Origin of the sequence: Amycolatopsis sp. NBC_00345 (assembly GCF_036116635.1) — a bacterium.
Taxonomy (GTDB): domain Bacteria; phylum Actinomycetota; class Actinomycetes; order Mycobacteriales; family Pseudonocardiaceae; genus Amycolatopsis.
The window spans coordinates 6,091,223-6,106,279 of sequence record NZ_CP107995.1 but is presented as its reverse complement, the minus strand read 5'-3'; the positions used below and the strand labels follow the sequence as shown (position 1 = coordinate 6,106,279).

At 71.1% G+C, this 15,057-nt stretch carries 18 protein-coding genes; 12 read left to right on the top strand and 6 right to left on the bottom strand.

Annotated elements, in window-relative coordinates:
* Positions 1–2: 2 nt before the first annotated feature.
* From OG943_RS27140 to OG943_RS27115, 6 genes are all read left to right on the top strand, one after another.
* Positions 3–1,802 carry a feruloyl-CoA synthase gene (locus OG943_RS27140; RefSeq protein ID WP_328603750.1) on the top strand — a complete coding sequence of 600 codons (1,800 nt, stop codon included), beginning with the start codon at positions 3–5 and terminating at the stop codon, positions 1,800–1,802.
* A gap of 31 nt (positions 1,803–1,833) precedes the next feature.
* Positions 1,834–2,316 carry a MarR family winged helix-turn-helix transcriptional regulator gene (locus OG943_RS27135; protein ID WP_328603749.1) on the top strand — a complete coding sequence of 161 codons (483 nt, stop codon included), beginning with the start codon at positions 1,834–1,836 and terminating at the stop codon, positions 2,314–2,316.
* 157 nt (positions 2,317–2,473) lie between these two features.
* Positions 2,474–3,664: an FAD-dependent monooxygenase gene (locus OG943_RS27130; protein ID WP_328603748.1), complete on the top strand. Its 1,191-nt coding sequence runs from the start codon at positions 2,474–2,476 to the stop codon at positions 3,662–3,664.
* Positions 3,665–3,705: 41 nt separating this feature from the next.
* Positions 3,706–4,098 (top strand): MerR family transcriptional regulator, encoded by a 393-nt coding sequence (locus OG943_RS27125; RefSeq protein ID WP_328603747.1) that lies wholly within the window; start codon positions 3,706–3,708, stop codon positions 4,096–4,098.
* A complete protein-coding gene (gene trxA / locus OG943_RS27120) occupies positions 4,095–4,406 on the top strand; it encodes a thioredoxin (protein WP_328603746.1) in 312 nt (103 codons plus the stop codon). The genes OG943_RS27125 and trxA overlap by 4 nt, the downstream gene beginning before the upstream one ends.
* 76 nt (positions 4,407–4,482) lie before the next feature.
* On the top strand, positions 4,483–5,133 hold the full coding sequence (locus tag OG943_RS27115; protein ID WP_328603745.1) for a DUF998 domain-containing protein: 651 nt from the start codon (positions 4,483–4,485) through the stop codon (positions 5,131–5,133).
* A 39-nt stretch (positions 5,134–5,172) separates the two neighbouring features.
* On the opposite strand, the gene OG943_RS27110 is transcribed toward OG943_RS27115, so the two are convergent.
* Positions 5,173–5,793 carry an Rv1733c family protein gene (locus OG943_RS27110; RefSeq protein WP_442874567.1) on the bottom strand — a complete coding sequence of 207 codons (621 nt, stop codon included), beginning with the start codon at positions 5,791–5,793 and terminating at the stop codon, positions 5,173–5,175.
* Positions 5,794–5,947: 154 nt separating this feature from the next.
* Entirely contained in the window at positions 5,948–6,370 is a 423-nt protein-coding gene (locus OG943_RS27105; protein ID WP_328603743.1) for a hypothetical protein, read from the bottom strand.
* Between the two features lie 421 nt (positions 6,371–6,791).
* On the opposite strand from OG943_RS27105, the gene OG943_RS27100 reads away from it, so the two are divergent.
* Positions 6,792–7,331 (top strand): GNAT family N-acetyltransferase, encoded by a 540-nt coding sequence (locus OG943_RS27100; RefSeq protein ID WP_328612154.1) that lies wholly within the window; start codon positions 6,792–6,794, stop codon positions 7,329–7,331.
* A complete protein-coding gene (locus tag OG943_RS27095) occupies positions 7,264–7,785 on the top strand; it encodes a TetR/AcrR family transcriptional regulator (RefSeq protein ID WP_328603742.1) in 522 nt (173 codons plus the stop codon). The genes OG943_RS27100 and OG943_RS27095 overlap by 68 nt, the downstream gene beginning before the upstream one ends.
* An 8-nt stretch (positions 7,786–7,793) precedes the next feature.
* Here OG943_RS27095 and OG943_RS27090 read toward each other — a convergent pair whose 3' ends face one another.
* A complete protein-coding gene (locus OG943_RS27090; protein WP_328603741.1) occupies positions 7,794–8,396 on the bottom strand; it encodes an ANTAR domain-containing protein in 603 nt (200 codons plus the stop codon).
* 34 nt (positions 8,397–8,430) lie between these two features.
* Positions 8,431–9,639, bottom strand: a complete 1,209-nt coding sequence (locus OG943_RS27085) for a cysteine desulfurase-like protein (RefSeq protein ID WP_328603740.1) — start codon at positions 9,637–9,639, stop codon at positions 8,431–8,433.
* Positions 9,640–9,691: 52 nt separating this feature from the next.
* Between OG943_RS27085 and OG943_RS27080 the strand changes: the two genes are divergently transcribed.
* The 4 genes from OG943_RS27080 (at position 9,692) to OG943_RS27065 (ending at position 12,950) form a co-directional block, all read left to right on the top strand.
* Positions 9,692–10,258: a TetR/AcrR family transcriptional regulator gene (locus OG943_RS27080; RefSeq protein WP_328603739.1), complete on the top strand. Its 567-nt coding sequence runs from the start codon at positions 9,692–9,694 to the stop codon at positions 10,256–10,258.
* Between the two features lie 11 nt (positions 10,259–10,269).
* Positions 10,270–10,902, top strand: a complete 633-nt coding sequence (locus OG943_RS27075; RefSeq protein WP_328603738.1) for a peptide deformylase — start codon at positions 10,270–10,272, stop codon at positions 10,900–10,902.
* 114 nt (positions 10,903–11,016) lie between these two features.
* A complete protein-coding gene (locus tag OG943_RS27070) occupies positions 11,017–12,033 on the top strand; it encodes an alcohol dehydrogenase catalytic domain-containing protein (protein ID WP_328603737.1) in 1,017 nt (338 codons plus the stop codon).
* An 83-nt stretch (positions 12,034–12,116) separates the two neighbouring features.
* Positions 12,117–12,950, top strand: a complete 834-nt coding sequence (locus OG943_RS27065) for an isocitrate lyase/PEP mutase family protein (RefSeq protein ID WP_328603736.1) — start codon at positions 12,117–12,119, stop codon at positions 12,948–12,950.
* 63 nt (positions 12,951–13,013) lie between these two features.
* On the opposite strand, the gene OG943_RS27060 is transcribed toward OG943_RS27065, so the two are convergent.
* Together OG943_RS27060 and OG943_RS27055 are read right to left on the bottom strand one after the other, a co-directional pair.
* Positions 13,014–13,400 (bottom strand): cold-shock protein, encoded by a 387-nt coding sequence (locus tag OG943_RS27060; protein ID WP_328603735.1) that lies wholly within the window; start codon positions 13,398–13,400, stop codon positions 13,014–13,016.
* 234 nt (positions 13,401–13,634) lie between these two features.
* On the bottom strand, positions 13,635–15,005 hold the full coding sequence (locus tag OG943_RS27055) for an NAD-dependent succinate-semialdehyde dehydrogenase (RefSeq protein WP_328603734.1): 1,371 nt from the start codon (positions 15,003–15,005) through the stop codon (positions 13,635–13,637).
* Between the last annotated feature and the right edge of the window lie 52 nt (positions 15,006–15,057).

Here is a 15,057-nt window from a genome sequence, read left to right as displayed (position 1 = left end):
GGATGTTCGCTGTGCCCGACGTCGAGTGCGAGGACCGGCCCGACGGGAGCGTGGTCTTCCGCTCCCGGACGCCGCTGGGCCCGTACCCGCGCAGCGTCGCCGCCATGCTCCGCGAGTGGGCGGCCGTCGACCCGGATTACCCGCTGGTGGCCGAGCGCGCCGGGGAGGGCTGGGCGACGCTGACCTACGGCGAGGTCCGCCGCCGCGCCGACGCCGTCGGCCAGGCCCTGCTCGACCGCGGGCTCGGCCCGGACGCGCCGTTGATGATCCTGTCCGGCAACTCCGCGGCCCACCTCGTGCTCACTCTCGGCGCGTTGACGGCGGGCGTCCCGGTGGCCCCGATCAGCGTGGCGTACTCCCTGCTCAGCGCCGATCATGCGCGCATCCGCGAGATCGCCGCACTGCTCCGGCCGGGGCTGGTGTTCGCCGAGGACGGCGGCCCGTTCGCGGCCGCGCTTGCCGCGGTGTCGCCCGGCGCGGTGGTCGTCGCGCGTGATCCCGGGCCCGGTGCCGAACTGCTCGACGACCTGCTCGCGACGGAACCCGGGCCCGGCCTCGAAGCCGCGTACACCGGGGTCGGGCCGGACACGCTGGCGAAGGTGCTCTTCACGTCCGGCTCCACGGGCACGCCCAAGGGGGTGCTGAACACCCACCGCATGCTCTGCTCGAACCAGCAGGCGATCACGCAGGTGTGGCCGTTCCTGGCCGAAGAGCGGCCGGTGCTCGTCGACTGGCTGCCGTGGAGCCACACCTTCGGCGGCAACCACAACGTCAACCTGGTGCTGCGCGGCGGCGGCACGCTGTACGTCGACGACGGCAAACCCGCGCCGCACCTGTTCGGCCGGAGTGTGGAGAACCTGCGTTCCGCGCCGCCGACGCTGTACTTCAACGTGCCCGCCGGCTACGCCCAGCTCGTGCCCGTGCTGGAGCAGGACGCCGAGTTCGCCCGGGTCTTCTTCTCCCGCCTGCGGCTGCTGTTCAACGCCGCGGCCGCGCTCCCCGCCGCGTTGCGCGAACGGCTCACGGCGGTCGCGCGGGCTACCACCGATCGAGAAATCGCGCTCACGGGTTCGTGGGGCGCCACCGAAACCGCGCCCGCCGTGACCAGCGCGCACTACGCGTTCGAGGACGCGCGGTGCATCGGCGTCCCGCTCCCGGGGCTGGAGGTGAAGCTCGCGCCCGTCGGCGGCGCGCGGGAAATCCGGGTGCGGGGAGCCGCCGTGACGCCCGGCTATCTGGGGCGTCCGGAGGAGACCGCCGCCGCGTTCGACGGCGACGGCTTCTATCGCACCGGCGACGCCGCGCTGCCCGCCGATCCCGCGGACCCGAACGCCGGGCTCCTGTTCGGCGGCCGGATCGCGGAGGACTTCAAACTCGGCACCGGCACTTTCGTCCGCGTCGGCGCGCTGCGGACTGCGCTGCTTTCGGCCGTCCCAGTGCTCTCGGACGCCGTGATCGCGGGAGAGGACCGGGCGCACGTGGGCGCGCTGGCTTGGCTCAACCAGGCCGAAGCGCGGGCGTTGTCGACGGCTGAGCCGACGGTTGTCGACGGCTGTGTGGTCCACCCGGAGCTGGGCGCGCACATCGCGAAGCTGCTGGCCGCGCTCAACGCCACAGCGGGCTCCGCCGGGCGCGTCGAGCGGCTCGTGCTGCTGGCCGAGGCGCCGGATCTCGACGCCGGCGAGATCACGGACAAGGGGTACGTCAACCAGCGCCAGGTGCTGCGGCGGCGCGCCGGGATCGTCGAACGGCTCTACGCCGCCGATCCTGGCCCGGCGGTGATCCTCGCCGCGCTGCCGTGATGATATGTCAACAATTTTGTAGGATCAGGGGATGGCGGACGCACAGTGGCTCGATGAGCGGGAAGCGCACGTCTGGCGGTCCTACCACCGGCTGGTCCGGGACTTCGGCGGCGCGATGGACCGGCAGCTGGAGCGTGACGCGGGCCTGTCCGGCGCCGACTACGCGCTGCTCGTGCCGCTGTCCGAGGCCCCGGACGAGGTGCTGCGGATGCGCGACCTCGGCACCCAGGTCGATTGGGACCGCAGCCGGCTCTCGCACCACGTGAGCCGGATGGAGAAGCGCGGCCTGGTCTCGCGCGAGGACTGCCCGGACGACGCGCGCGGCTCGATGGTGCGGCTGACCGCGGCCGGGCGCGGCGCGATCGAGGCCGCCGCGCCCCAGCACGTGGAAACGGTGCGGCGGTACTTCTTCGACCCGCTTTCCGGCGACGACCTGGAAGTGCTCGGCCGGGCCTTCGACCGGATGCTGGCGCGGCTCGACGAGGACGCCGAGGGCGACCCCTGCACCCGTTGACTCGTGAGTGTTTATGACGGTTAGAACCGTCATAAACACTCACGAGTCCTTTCGCTGACGGTGCCGGGCGGGGGCCGTCAGCGCATTGTGCGGGTGTGGTCAGCGCCCCGCCGCAGTCTTGCGTCATCGAAACCCGAACCCGAGAAAGGGATCAGCGATGACCAGCAAGACCGTCCTCGTTTCCGGCGCCAGCGTGGCGGGGCCGTCGGCCGCCTACTGGCTGCACCAGCACGGCTACTCGGTGACCGTCGTCGAGACGGCGCCCACGCTGCGTCCCGGCGGCCAGGCCGTCGACTTCCGCGGTGAGCAGATGAAGCTGCTGGGCGCCATGGGGATCGCCGACGAGGTCCGCGAGCGGGAGACCGCGATGGGCGACCAGACCGTGCTCGACCAGGCCGGGCGGCCGGCGTTCACCGTGCCGGCCCGGTTCATCAGCGGCGAGGTCGAAGTGCTGCGGGGCGACCTCGCCCGCATCCTCTACGACCGTACGAAGGACTACACCGAGTACGTCTTCGGCGACCGCGTCACCGCGCTCACCGAGACGGCCGACGGGGTGCAGGTGACCTTCCGCCACGGCGCGCCCCGCGAGTTCGACCTGGTGGTGGGCGCCGACGGCATCCACTCCGGCGTCCGCACGGCGGCGTTCGGCCCGGAGGCGTCGTTCCGCCGGGACCTCGGCTACCACGTCGCCGGCTTCACCGCGCCCAACCACCTCGGCCTGGACCACAGCGGCCTCATCTACAGCGAGCCCGGCCGCAGCGCGATGATCGCGAGCAACCGCGAACCGGGCACGGTCACCGTCGGCCTGTTCTTCCGCGGCGACGCGCGTGGTTACGGCCGCCCGGACCTGCAGCGGCAGAAGGAAATCCTGGCCGGCGTCTACGCGGGCGCGGGCTGGGAGATCCCCCGGCTGATGCGCGCGATGCCGGACTCGGCGGACCTCTACTTCGACACCGTCGGGCAGATCCGGCTCGACCGGTGGTCGGCCGGGCGTGTGGTGCTGCTCGGCGACGCCGCGTGGTGCGCGGGCCCCGGTGGTTCCGGCACCGGGCTGGCGATGATGGGCGCGCAGATCCTCGCGGGTGAGCTCGCCGCAGCGGACGGGGACCACGTGACCGCGTTCGCGCGTTACGAAGAGCGGCTCCGCAAGCCCGCGCACGTCGGGCACAAGAACGGCGCCGGCTCGGCCAACTTCCTCGTGCCGGCCACGCAGAAGGGGATCCACACCCGTAACCGCGGTTACAAGATGATGGCCAACGCGCTGTTCGGCAAGCTGTGGGACTACATGGGCAACCGCGCCGCGAACGCCGTCGAGTACCGCGAATACCCCGGCCGGGTCGCGAGCTGAGACGTTGCCTTCACGCGCGCGTCAAGGTCTAGCGTCGGGGCATGCGGATCGGCGAGTTCGCCCAGCGGGCGGGGACCACACCACGGGCGCTGCGCTTCTACGAGGCGCAGGGACTGATGCCGGCGGAGCGCTCGGCGAACGGGTACCGGGAGTACGGCGAGGACGACCTGCGGCTGGTCAGCGAGATCCAGACGTTGCGCACGGTCGGGTTCAGCCTCGACGACACCCGCCCGTTCGTCGAGTGCCTGCGCACCGGCCACGAGACCGGCGACTCGTGCGCGGGGTCGGTCGAGGTCTACCGCCGCAAGCTCGAAGAGGTCGAGGCCTGCCTGCGCGACCTCGGCGCCGTGCGGGCCGTGCTGATGGACAAGCTCGCCGGGGCGACGGCCCGCACCGGAACCTGTGTTGTCCCTGCTGAGGAAGGACCCCGATGACCACCGATGCCACCTTCGCCGCCGAAGTACTGGAGCAGGACAAGCCGGTGCTGGTCGACTTCTGGGCCACCTGGTGCCCGCCGTGCCGGATGATCGCGCCCGTGCTGGCGGAGATCGCCGAGGAGCGCGCCGGCTCGCTGACCGTCCGCGAGGTGAACACCGACGAGAACCCCGAGACCGCGCGGGCGTACCAGGTGATGTCGTTGCCCACGCTGATGCTCTTCCGCGGCGGCGAGCCCGTGCGCGCGTTCGTCGGCGCCCGCCCGAAGGCCAAGTTGCTCGCCGAACTGGACGATGCCCTCAGGTAAGCCCGCCACGGAGCCGATAACTTAGGGCAAGGCAGCGTCGGACCAAGGCAGCGTCGGACAACGGGGAGGCCCCACCGTGAACACACTCGTCCGCTCGTACCTCTTCCTCCGTCGCGCGATCGGGGTGCTGGGCTTCGCCCTGCCGATCGTCGTGATCGTCGGCAAGGAGATCCTGCAAGGCGGCGGCCTGCTCGGCTCGCTGAGCGGCTACTACTACAGCGACATGCGCAACGTCTTCGTCGGCATCCTGTGCGCGATCGGCGTCTTCCTGATCTCCTACCGCGGTTACGGCCGGCTCGACGACATCGCGGCCGACATCGCGGCGGTCGCGGGCATCGGCGTCGCGCTGTTCCCCACGAGCCCGGCGTCGCCGACCACCACGGAGCACGCGATCGGCATCGCCCACCTGGTCTTCGCGGCGGTGTTCTTCCTGACGCTGGCCTTCTTCTGCCTGTTCCTGTTCACGAAGTCGGACGGTTCCGTTGTCACACCGAGGAAAAAGGCGCGCAACGTGCTGTACCGCGTGTGCGGTGTGGTGATGCTCGCCAGCCTGGTCCTGATCGTGCTCGTCGGCCTTTTCTTCAACAACGCCACGGTGTCGCTTCACCCGACGGTCTGGCTGGAGTCACTGGCGATCTTCGCGTTCGCGTTGGCCTGGCTCGTCAAGGGCGAAACCCTCCTGGCCGACCTTCCGCAGCCGCAGGCGGAAGGTCCTCAACCCGCCTGAGCCCGTGCGGCACGGTGTCCACAGTGGACGAGAAAGGTGCTAGCGCACTGCTTCCGGGCCGGCGAACTGCTGCCACTCGGCCGCCCACCGGGCCGCCCGGTGGCGGTCGAGCACCTGGCGGGCCACCCAGTAAGCGCCGGCCAGCAGCGCGATCGTGCACAGCCAGGCGAAGGCCCCCACGAGCACGCCGTTGGTCACGGCGTCGGAGTGGGTCAGCGGCGCGGTGGTCTGCTTGCCCTTGTGGTCCAGCCAGATCGGCGTCCGCGTGCCGACGGTCGCGTCCCCGGCGGGCACGGTGACCACACCGGTGCGCGGCGAGCCGTTGGGCAGTCGCCAGCCGGCGGTCACGCGCGAGTTCTGCGTGATGGGCGCGCCGTCGCCCACGGTCGCGGGCTGCGGTGCGGCCTTCAGCACGGTCGCGGTGACCTCGTGCCGCGCGCTCGTCTGCGCCTCGGAGGCCGCCACCTCCATGGCCACGTCCGCCTGTCCCAGAACCATCACCAGCGGGACGGCCAGCAGAGCGAGCAGGACCGCCACGGCGAGGAACGCGCCCTCGAGCCGATCGGACCGCCGCACGAGCGGATTGCGGGCGGCCCCGAGCCGTCGGAGCACTCGCTTGCAGGGGTGGGGTGGTCTGCCACCCCGGGCCTTGTTCCGCATGCCCCCCATGGTCCTCTGACCCGTTCCTGTGCGCTGTGTCCGGCACAACGTTTTGAATGAATTTCGGGAGAAACCAGTGTGTTCCTCAGCACCCCTCGGGCCTGGTGTGGCACATGTGGGTGACGCGGTCATCGCCGTCCGGCTGCTCCGGTGCTCAATCGACCAGCCGGAGGGCGGTCGTCGGGCTGTAGGACTTGCGGCGGTTGAAGCCGTGCTCCGCGACGATGCTGAGCTGGATCGAGCGGTCGGCGGGGGCCCAGTAGCCGGTGCGGACGAAATAGCCGTCCATCGTGCAGAGGCGGTTCGCGGTCTTGCGGGAGCTGATGGTCTCCCAGCCCCATTGCCGTCCGCTCGCCTCGACGCCGTTGCGCCGGACGTACAGGCGCGGATTTCCGATTTCCCGGCAGTAGGTGCTGCCTTCGGAGATGTAGAGCACGCCGTCGACCTTGTAGAAGCGCTTGCCGTCGAGCAGGCTCACCTGCCCGGAGAGGGTGAAGCGGACGCGACCGCCTTCGTGGCCGTCCATCGTCCACTCGACGCAGAATTCCTTTGTCGGAACCTCGAGCGACTGCGTCATGGCCTTTCCCCTTTGCTGACCGTGCTGGAGAGTCCATTGAAAGATAGGGATAAAACGTGGTCCAGGGTGGTTTTGGGAACGGTTTTCACCCGATGAGGCCTACGCGGGAACTGATGGTGACCGACGCATGATTTCCGGCGTTTTTTAGCGCCTATGGGTGATGGCGGACACGGCACGTGAAAACAAATTGCCTCCTGGGGGTGGTGCGCCACCGTTTCGGCGGGACGTGACCGGTTCGCGGGGACTCGGCCGTGTCGCCTGCGTGAGCAACATTATGACGTTCGTCATAGTGAGTCGATCAGCCGTGGCGTGGTATCCCTGAACTATGACAGCTGTCATAACGGTGGACGGGCCGGCCACGGACAACGATGTCGGCCTCCTGGTCCGGGCGTGCTCGCCGGAGAGCCTCCGGTTGCGTTTCATGCTCGGCGGGCGGCCGGACGCGGAGCGGATCCTGCTGCTGTACCGGAGTTACCTGCTCGCCGGGACGACCCTGGTTGCCAGGGCCGGCGACGTCCCGATCGGCTTGCTGAACGTCGTCCCGGACGACGTCCGCCGCGCCGATCTCGGCATCCTGGTGGCGGACGCGTGGCACCGGCGGGGCGTCGCGAGCGCGCTGGTCCGGCACGCTTGGCGGGAAGCGTGCTGGCTGGGCTGGACGGCGCACGCGACCGTGCAGGAGGGCAACGCGGCCGCGGAGGGCCTGCTGCGCGGATACGGGTTCCGCCTGGTCCCGGTGTTCGAGCGCGGTGAGCGGGACTTCGAGCTGGTCGTCATGGCCAGCCTGGCGAATGTGGTGAAGGAGGTCGTTGATGGCGGAGAGGCCGGCCCGGGGGCGGATGGTGTTCAGCGCCGCGCAGTTGCTGCGGACGCAGGGGGTCGGCGGCACCGGCATGCGGGACGTGGTCGCGCACGCGGGCGCGCCGCGGGGTTCGCTGCAGCACTACTTCCCCCGGGGTAAGGACCAGCTCGTCGCAGAGGCCGTCGAATGGGCGGGCGCGTACGCCGCGCGCCGCGTGCGTCGCAGCTTCGAGTCACTCGACGAGCCGACGCCGGGCGCCTTCTTCGCCGCGATGGTCGACCAGTGGCGCGACGAGTTCACCGAACGCGGCTACGACGGCGGCTGTCCGCTGGTCGCCACGGTCGCTGACACGGCCGCCGTCAACGAGTCCTTGCGCGAGACCGTCAGCTCGGCGTTCACCGGCTGGCAGCGCCCGGTCTCGGAGACGCTGTCGCAGCTGGGAGTTCCGCCCGCGCGGGCGGCGTCGCTGGCCGTGCTGATGATCAGCGCGCTGGAAGGCGCCATCGTGCTGGCCCGCGCCCACCAGGACGTGGGCCCGCTCGACGTGGTGGTCGAGGAATTGCGCCCCGTGCTGGACGGCGCGGTGGACAAGCGCCGCCGGCGGCCCGCCTGACGTCCGGCTCAGGTGACTTCCCGGACGAACCTGGCCGCCACTTCACGCAGCTTCACGTTCTCGTGCTGGGACCGTTCGACGAGCCGCCGCATGGCTTCGTCGGCGTCGATCCGGTGTACAGCCATCAGGATTCCCTTGGCCTGCTCGATCACGGCCCTGGACTTCAGCGCTTGCTTCAGCTGTTCGGCGAGCATGAGCGTGCCCTCGTGATGACGGCGCGCGCGGAGGCCGAAGCGCACGATGGCGGCGTACAGCTCGAGGACGGCCGCGGCGTCGTCGGGGAACCCGTCTTCGTCCATTGTGTACACAGCGAGCGTGCCGGCTGTGGTCTCGTCGACGGTCAGGGGCGCGGTGAGGCAGTCGTGGCCGTTCGCGGCCGGATGCCGGGTCGCGGCGCGCTCGTCGGTCGCGATCACGGTGCCGTCATCGGTGGCGAAGCTCGCCATCGCCGCTCCGGGCACGGCCCGCACCGCTTCCTCGCAAACGACGGCGAACGCGTCGGGCGACAGCTCCAGCACCTCCGTGAGCGTGGCGACGGCCGACCGCAGCCGTTCGAGGGAGCCTTCCCGCGCGCGTGACGGTCTTCGGGAGGCAGCTTTGGCGGTGTTCACGCGCCGGCCTCCCGGTCACGCGGGCACATGCCCGTCACAGGGCTGCCACCGCGCTGACCAGCCGGTCTACCTCTTCGGTGGTGGTGTACGGCGCGATGCCCGCGCGGACCGCGCCCGTGTCGCCGAGTCCCAGGTGACGGGAGCACTCAATGGCGTAGAACGTCGCGGCCGGCGCGTTGACGCCGTGGCGCGCGAGGTGCTCGTACACGGCCTTCGGCGCGACGCCTTCGACGGAGAACAGGACAGTCGGCGTACGGCGGCGGTCCGGTGACCCGTACCGGATCACCCGGGGCAGCTCGGCGAGACCGGCATCGAGGCGTTCGCGCAGGGCCTCCTCGTGGGCCTCCAGCTCGGCCATCGACGTCAGCAGACGCTCGCGACGGGTGCCCTCGGCGGGCACGAGAGCGGCCAGGAAGTCGATCGCCGCGGTGGCGCCCGCGAGCTGCTCGTAGGGGAGCGTGCCCAGCTCGAACCGCTCGGGCACGGCGTCGCTGGAGGGCACCAGCTTGTCCGGGCGCAGCGTCTCCAGCAGCTCCGGCGCGGCGGCCAGCAGGCCGAGGTGGGGGCCGAGGAACTTGTACGACGAGCACGCGTAGAAGTCCGCGCCCAGTTCGGTGACGTCCACCGGCGAGTGCGGCGTGAGGTGGACGCCGTCGACGTAGCTCAGCGCGCCCGCTTCACGCGCCTTCGCCGTGATCGCCGGGATGTCCGGACGGGTGCCGAGCAGATTGGACGCCGCCGTGACGGCCACCAGTCGCGTCTTCGGCGACAGGAGCGAGGCCACCGCGTCGATGGGCAGCTCACCTGTCGACGGATCGAAGTCGGCCCAGCGCACGGTGACCCCGCGTGCCTCAGCGGCCTGGACCCACGGCCGGATGTTCGCGTCATGGTCGAGGCGGGTGACCACGACCTCGTCGCCCGCGCGCCAGTCCTTCGCGATGGCGCGGGAGAAGTCGTAGGTCACCTGCGTCATGCTGCGCCCGAAAACGACACCCTCGGGCCGCGCGGCCAGCAGGTCGGCGACCGCCTGACGGGCCTCGCGGACGATGCCGTCGGCGCGGCGCTCCGCGGGCGTGATCGCGCCCCGGTTGGAGATCGCGGAGCAGAGCGTGGCGCCGACGGCCTCGCCCACCACGTCCGGCACCTGGGAGCCGCCGGGCCCGTCGAAGTGGGCGGCGCCCTCGTCCAGGGCGGGGAAGTGCTTGCGGATCGCGCTCACGTCGTAGGCCACGTCGCCCAGCATGCCGCAGATCGGCAGCTTGGCAAGGTGAGACGACCGGTCATATGCTGGCGGGATGCCTCGTCCCAGCGTTCGTGAGGTGATCGTCGAGACGGCGGTCACGGAGTTCCACCGGCACGGGTTCGCGGCCTGCTCGGTCGACACCATCACCCGGGCCGCCGGCGTGCCGAAAGGGTCGTTCTACAACCACTTCAAGAGCAAGGAAGACCTCGGCGCCGAGGTCGTCGCCCGGTACGCGGCGACCTCCGGCTGGCGCGACGGCCACGGCGACCTCGGCCCGCTCGACACCCTCCGCGCGCGGTTCGCCGTGATGCGCGACGTGCTGGTCGCCGCCGATTTCACCCGCGGCTGCCTGATCGGCAACATGGGCGCCGAGCGCGCCGACCACAGCCCGGTGATCCGCGATCAGGTCGCGGTGAGCCTGAGCGGGTGGTCGGGCCACATCGCGGAGTCGATCCGCGAGGCCCAGCGGGCGGGCGAGGTCCCGGCCGACCGCGACGAGGACCGGCTCGGCCGGTTCGTGCTGGACGCGTGGGAGGGTGCGATCATCCGGGCCAAGGTGGCGAAGTCCGCCGCCCCGCTGGATGACTTCTTCGCGGTCGTCTTCGGCTCACTGCTGTAGAGGGGGAGCGCTTGCTCACCGACCTGGTGGACGAACTACTCGCGCGGCCGCTGCCGTGGCCCATCGTCCAGGCGGGCGACCCGGTGCTGCGGAACGCGGCGCTGCCGTACGAGGGAGAGCTGGCCGCCGACACACTGGCCGCGCTGGTCGAGGGCATGAAGGTGACCATGCACGAGGCGCCCGGCGTCGGCCTGGCGGCGCCGCAGATCGGCCTGCCCGTGCGCCTCGCCGTGGTCGAGGATCGCGCCCAGGAACGTCCCGGCGTGCCCGCTTCGACGCTTGAGACGCGGGGGATCGCGCCGCTGCCGTTCCGCGTCCTGGTGAACCCGCGCTACACCCCGCTGGGTGAGGAGCGGGCCGCGTTCTTCGAGGGCTGCCTCAGCGTGAACGGGTGGCAGGCGGTGGTCTCGCGCCCGTTGCGCGTCCGCCTCGAAACACAGGACGAGACGGGCGCGTCCCTGGACGAAGAGCTGGCCGGCTGGCCCGCCCGCATCGTCCAGCACGAGACGGATCACCTGGCCGGGACGCTGTACCTGGACCGCGCGGAGCTGCGCAGCCTGTCCACCCACTCCGCGGTTGCCACGCGCTGGGCCCAGCCGACCCCGGAGAACGCCGCGAAGGAACTGGGCTTCGACCTGCCCTGACTTCCGGGGTTCGGCTGGGCTGGTCGTTCCCGGCGGACGGGCTCTTTCGATTTCCGCTCCGACGCCTGAGTGACTTGTCTTGACACGTTTAAGACGACCGGTCATATTCAATTTATGACAACTTACCGAGCCTTCGAGGTCACCGGGTCCCGCCAGTTCCAGCTGGTCGAACGGGAGCTGGCCGAGCCGCTGCCCGGCCAGGTGCGGATCAAGGTCGAGTACTGCGGCGTCTGTCATTCCGACGTCCTCGGCGTCGAGGGGCTGCGGGCGCACCCCGAGCAGCCCGTCGTGCCGGGGCACGAGATCGTCGGCGTGATCGACGCTGTCGGCGCCGGGGTGCGGGCCTGGCGGGTGGGCGAGCGGGTCGGCGTCGGCTTCCTCTCCGGCCACTGCGGCGAGTGCGAACACTGCCGCCGCGGGGACTTCGTGAACTGCGCCGATCAGCCGCAGACCGGCAGTGACGTCGACGGTGGGTACGCCGAATACGCGTACGCCCGCACTTCCGGCCTCGCGCGGGTGCCCGAGGGACTGTCCTCAGTGGACGCCGCGCCGCTGCTGTGCGCCGGCCTGACCACTTACAGTGCCCTCCGCCAGATCGACGCCCGTCCCGGCTCGCTGGTCGCGGTGCAGGGCATCGGCGGGCTCGGCCACCTCGGCGTCCAGTACGCGAAGGCGCTCGGCTACCGCGTCGCCGCCATCGCGCGTGGCACGGACAAGGCGGCGCTGGCCGCGAAGCTCGGCGCGGACCATTACATCGACAGCTCCGCCGAAGACCCCGGCCAGGCGTTGCAGGCGCTGGGTGGCGCGGCGGCGATCGTCGCGACGGCCGCGAGCGGCGCGTCCATGTCCCCGCTGGTCGCGGGTCTCGCGCCGCGTGGACGGCTGATCGTCGTCGGCGCGGCGACCGACCCGATCGAGGTGCAGACCACGGACCTCGTTTTCGGCACGCGCACCGTCAGCGGCAGTCTCACCGGCTCGTCGATCGAGAACGAGGACAGCCTGGCGTTCGCGAACGCCCGCGGCGTCCACCCGATGACCGAGGTGCTGCCCTTCGCCGAGGCCCCCAAGGCGTACGAGCGCATGCTCTCCGGCCAGGCCCGTTTCCGCGTCGTGCTTGAACTCGGGGCGTGACCGGAGTTCGGCGCGCGGTTTTTGTCGGTGCCCGCTGCTAGCTTTTCCCTCGGTCGGCGAGCGCCGGCCGAGGGAGGATCGACATGACACTGGAATCGTTGCGGGACAAGGCAAAGGCGTTCAGAGTGGCGCATCAGGGGACAGTGCTGGTGCTGCCGAACGCGTGGGACGCCGTCAGTGCGGCGATCGTCGAGCGCGCGGGCGCCCCGGCGATCGCCACGACGAGTGGCGGCGTTTCCTGGGCGCTCGGCCACGGCGACGGGCAGCGGCTCACCCGGGCGGACATGGTGGCGGCGGTCCGGCGGATCGCGGCGGCCGTCACGGTTCCGGTGACCGCGGACATTGAAGGTGGTTACGGACCGGCCCCGGCCGACGTCGCTGCCACGGTCTCGGCGATCGTCGAGGCGGGCGCGGCCGGGGTGAACCTGGAGGACTCGATCGCGGGCACCGTGACGCTGTTCGACGCGCAGGCTCAGGCAGAACGGCTGCGCGCGGCTCGCGACGCGGCGGAGGCGGCCGGGCTGCCTGAGCTGGTGATCAACGCGCGGACCGACGTGTACCTGTTCGGCGTCGGCGCCCCGGAGGGCCGGCTGGACGACGTGCTGGCCCGGGCCACCGCCTACGCCGCGGCGGGCGCGGACTACCTGTTCGTGCCGGGCCTGGTGGACCTCGACGTCTTGCGCCGGCTCACCGCCGCCGCCCCGATCCCCATCGCCGCCATGGCGGGTCCGGGCGCGCCACCGGTGGCGGAGCTGGCCGCCGTGGGCGTCCGCCGGGTCACCGTTGGCACCGCCATCGCCCAGGCGGCCTACACCCTCGCCGAACGTGCGGCGGTCGAGCTGCTGACCAAGGGCACGTATACGGAGCTGGAGCAGAGCCTGGACTTCGGCACGCTGAACGCCCTTTTCGGACGCTGAGCCGTGGTCAGCCGTCGCCGGACACCGAGCCGGTGGTCGCCGCCGATCCGGCGGCGACCGTGGTCACTCCTCCAGCCAGCCGTGGGACCGCGCCAGCGCCGTCACGCACCGCCGCACGGCGAGGATCTGCTCACCGGTCAAAGAGGACGCTTTGGCCAGCAGCTGCTCGGTGACCTCCTCCAGGAACTCGTGTTCCGGGAGGACGTCGCAGAGACCGTCGTCGTGGTGCACCGGACGGCTCTGCCCGGTTTCGAGCAGGCTGACCCGGGCGGCCTTCAGGCCCCGGTCGCCCTCTTCGGTGTCGAACTGCAGCTGCACGCCCGGCGCGAGCAGCCGCTTGTCGAAGTGAATGTCATTCACGTGCAGGAAGACATCGTCTCCGCCGTCGTCGGGCGAGACGAAACCGAACCCGCGACCCTCGTCGAAATGAACAACTTTACCTGTGACCACAGCACTGTCCTCATCCTCGGAAATCCCACCGGACGGATCCACCGCACCGTCGTCAGGAGGATAACCACGACGGTCGCGCCGGTTTGGAGGCACGTCCCCGAACACCTGCGGCTGTGGCCGTTCCGGGCCCGCGGCGAGGCCGTCTGTCCTTCGGGGACAGTGGCCGACGGGCGGTCGCGTCGCCACCCCGCATCGTCGGCACGGCGCCGACCGGTGCGGAGCGGCGGCTGTGGGCTACTTACCTTGCACCCACACGGTTTTCGGGTTCACGAACGAGCGCGGGCCGAACGCGGCCAGCTCCCGGCCGTAACCCGAGTTGCGGGTGCCGCCGAAGGGGACTTCGGGCGTGGACTCGGTGAATTTGTTGATGTACATCATGCCGGTGTCCACCTCGGCGATGAACTTCTCCTGCTCGGCCTCGTCGGTGGTCCAGGCCGAGCCGCTGAGGCCGAACGGGGAGTCGTTGGCGATGCGGACCGCCTCGTCGGCGCTGCCGACGCGCCAGGCCAGGGCGACCGGGCCGAAGAACTCCTCGTGGTGGCCGGGGGAGCCGTCCGGGATGTCGGCGAGCACCGTCGGCGGGTAGAAGCAGCCCGGGCCGTCCAGCGGCTTGCCGCCGGTGAGGAGGCGGGCGCCCGCGGTCACGGTGTCGCGCACCTGCTGGTCGAGCGTCTCCACCGCGCCGGCCGAAGACAGCGGGCCGAGGTCGGTGTCCTCGGCCATCGGGTCGCCGATCTTCAACCCCTCCATCCGCGCGACCATGTGCCGCAGGAACTCCTCGGCGATGGATTCGTGCAGCACGAATCGTTTCGCGTTCACGCAGGACTGCCCGTTGTTCAGCATCCGCGACGCCACGGCCTGCTTCGCCGCGTCCTCGACGTCCGCCGACGGCATCACGATGAACACGTCGGCCCCGCCCAGCTCCAGCACGCTCGGCTTGATCGCCCCGCCCGCCGTCGCGGCCACCTGGCGCCCGGCCGGCTCGCTGCCGGTCAGCGTCACCGCGCGCACGCGGTCGTCCTCGACGACACCCTCGACGGCCGAGGACGGGATGAGCAGCGTCTGGAACACACCGCCGGGGAAACCCGCGCGCTGCAGCACGTCCTCGATCTTCAGCGCGCACTGCGGCACGTTCGACGCGTGTTTGAGCAGCCCGACGTTGCCGGCCATCAGCGCCGGCGCCGCGAACCGGAACACCTGCCAGTACGGGAAGTTCCACGGCATCACCGCGAGCACCGGGCCCAGCGGCTCGTAGCGGGTGAGCACCCGTGCGCCGTCGATCGGCCAGTGCTCGTCCGCCAGCATCTCCTCGCCGTGATCGGCGTACCAGCGGCAGCCCTTCGCGCTCTTGTGCACCTCGGCGACGGCGGACGCCAGCGTCTTGCCCATCTCGAGCGCCGCGGTCCGGCCCAGCTCGCCGGCCTCGTCGTCGAGGAGGTCGGCGGCGCGGCGGAGCCATCCGGCGCGTTCGGCATACGAGGTGTGCCGGTAGGCCGCGAACGCCTCCGCCGCGCGCGCCAGCTTCCCGTCGAGCTCGCCGGCGGTCAGGGCGTCGAACGAGAGCAGCCGCTCGCCGGTCGCGGGGTTCACGGATTCGATGGCCACAGGGCACTCCTTCGTCGGCGGTTCTCGCGGGCTGGTTACCCGCCCGGACCCC

Coding starts and splice junctions, on each gene's coding strand:
- OG943_RS27140 (WP_328603750.1), top strand. CDS start 3: ATGTTCGCTGTGCCCGACGTCGAGTGCGAGGACCGGCCCGACGGGAGC.
- OG943_RS27135 (WP_328603749.1), top strand. CDS start 1,834: ATGGCGGACGCACAGTGGCTCGATGAGCGGGAAGCGCACGTCTGGCGG.
- OG943_RS27130 (WP_328603748.1), top strand. CDS start 2,474: ATGACCAGCAAGACCGTCCTCGTTTCCGGCGCCAGCGTGGCGGGGCCG.
- OG943_RS27125 (WP_328603747.1), top strand. CDS start 3,706: ATGCGGATCGGCGAGTTCGCCCAGCGGGCGGGGACCACACCACGGGCG.
- trxA (WP_328603746.1), top strand. CDS start 4,095: ATGACCACCGATGCCACCTTCGCCGCCGAAGTACTGGAGCAGGACAAG.
- OG943_RS27110 (WP_442874567.1), bottom strand. CDS start 5,793: ATGCGGAACAAGGCCCGGGGTGGCAGACCACCCCACCCCTGCAAGCGA.
- OG943_RS27105 (WP_328603743.1), bottom strand. CDS start 6,370: ATGACGCAGTCGCTCGAGGTTCCGACAAAGGAATTCTGCGTCGAGTGG.
- OG943_RS27100 (WP_328612154.1), top strand. CDS start 6,792: ATGCTCGGCGGGCGGCCGGACGCGGAGCGGATCCTGCTGCTGTACCGG.
- OG943_RS27095 (WP_328603742.1), top strand. CDS start 7,264: ATGCGGGACGTGGTCGCGCACGCGGGCGCGCCGCGGGGTTCGCTGCAG.
- OG943_RS27085 (WP_328603740.1), bottom strand. CDS start 9,639: ATGCTGGGCGACGTGGCCTACGACGTGAGCGCGATCCGCAAGCACTTC.
- OG943_RS27080 (WP_328603739.1), top strand. CDS start 9,692: ATGCCTCGTCCCAGCGTTCGTGAGGTGATCGTCGAGACGGCGGTCACG.
- OG943_RS27070 (WP_328603737.1), top strand. CDS start 11,017: ATGACAACTTACCGAGCCTTCGAGGTCACCGGGTCCCGCCAGTTCCAG.
- OG943_RS27065 (WP_328603736.1), top strand. CDS start 12,117: ATGACACTGGAATCGTTGCGGGACAAGGCAAAGGCGTTCAGAGTGGCG.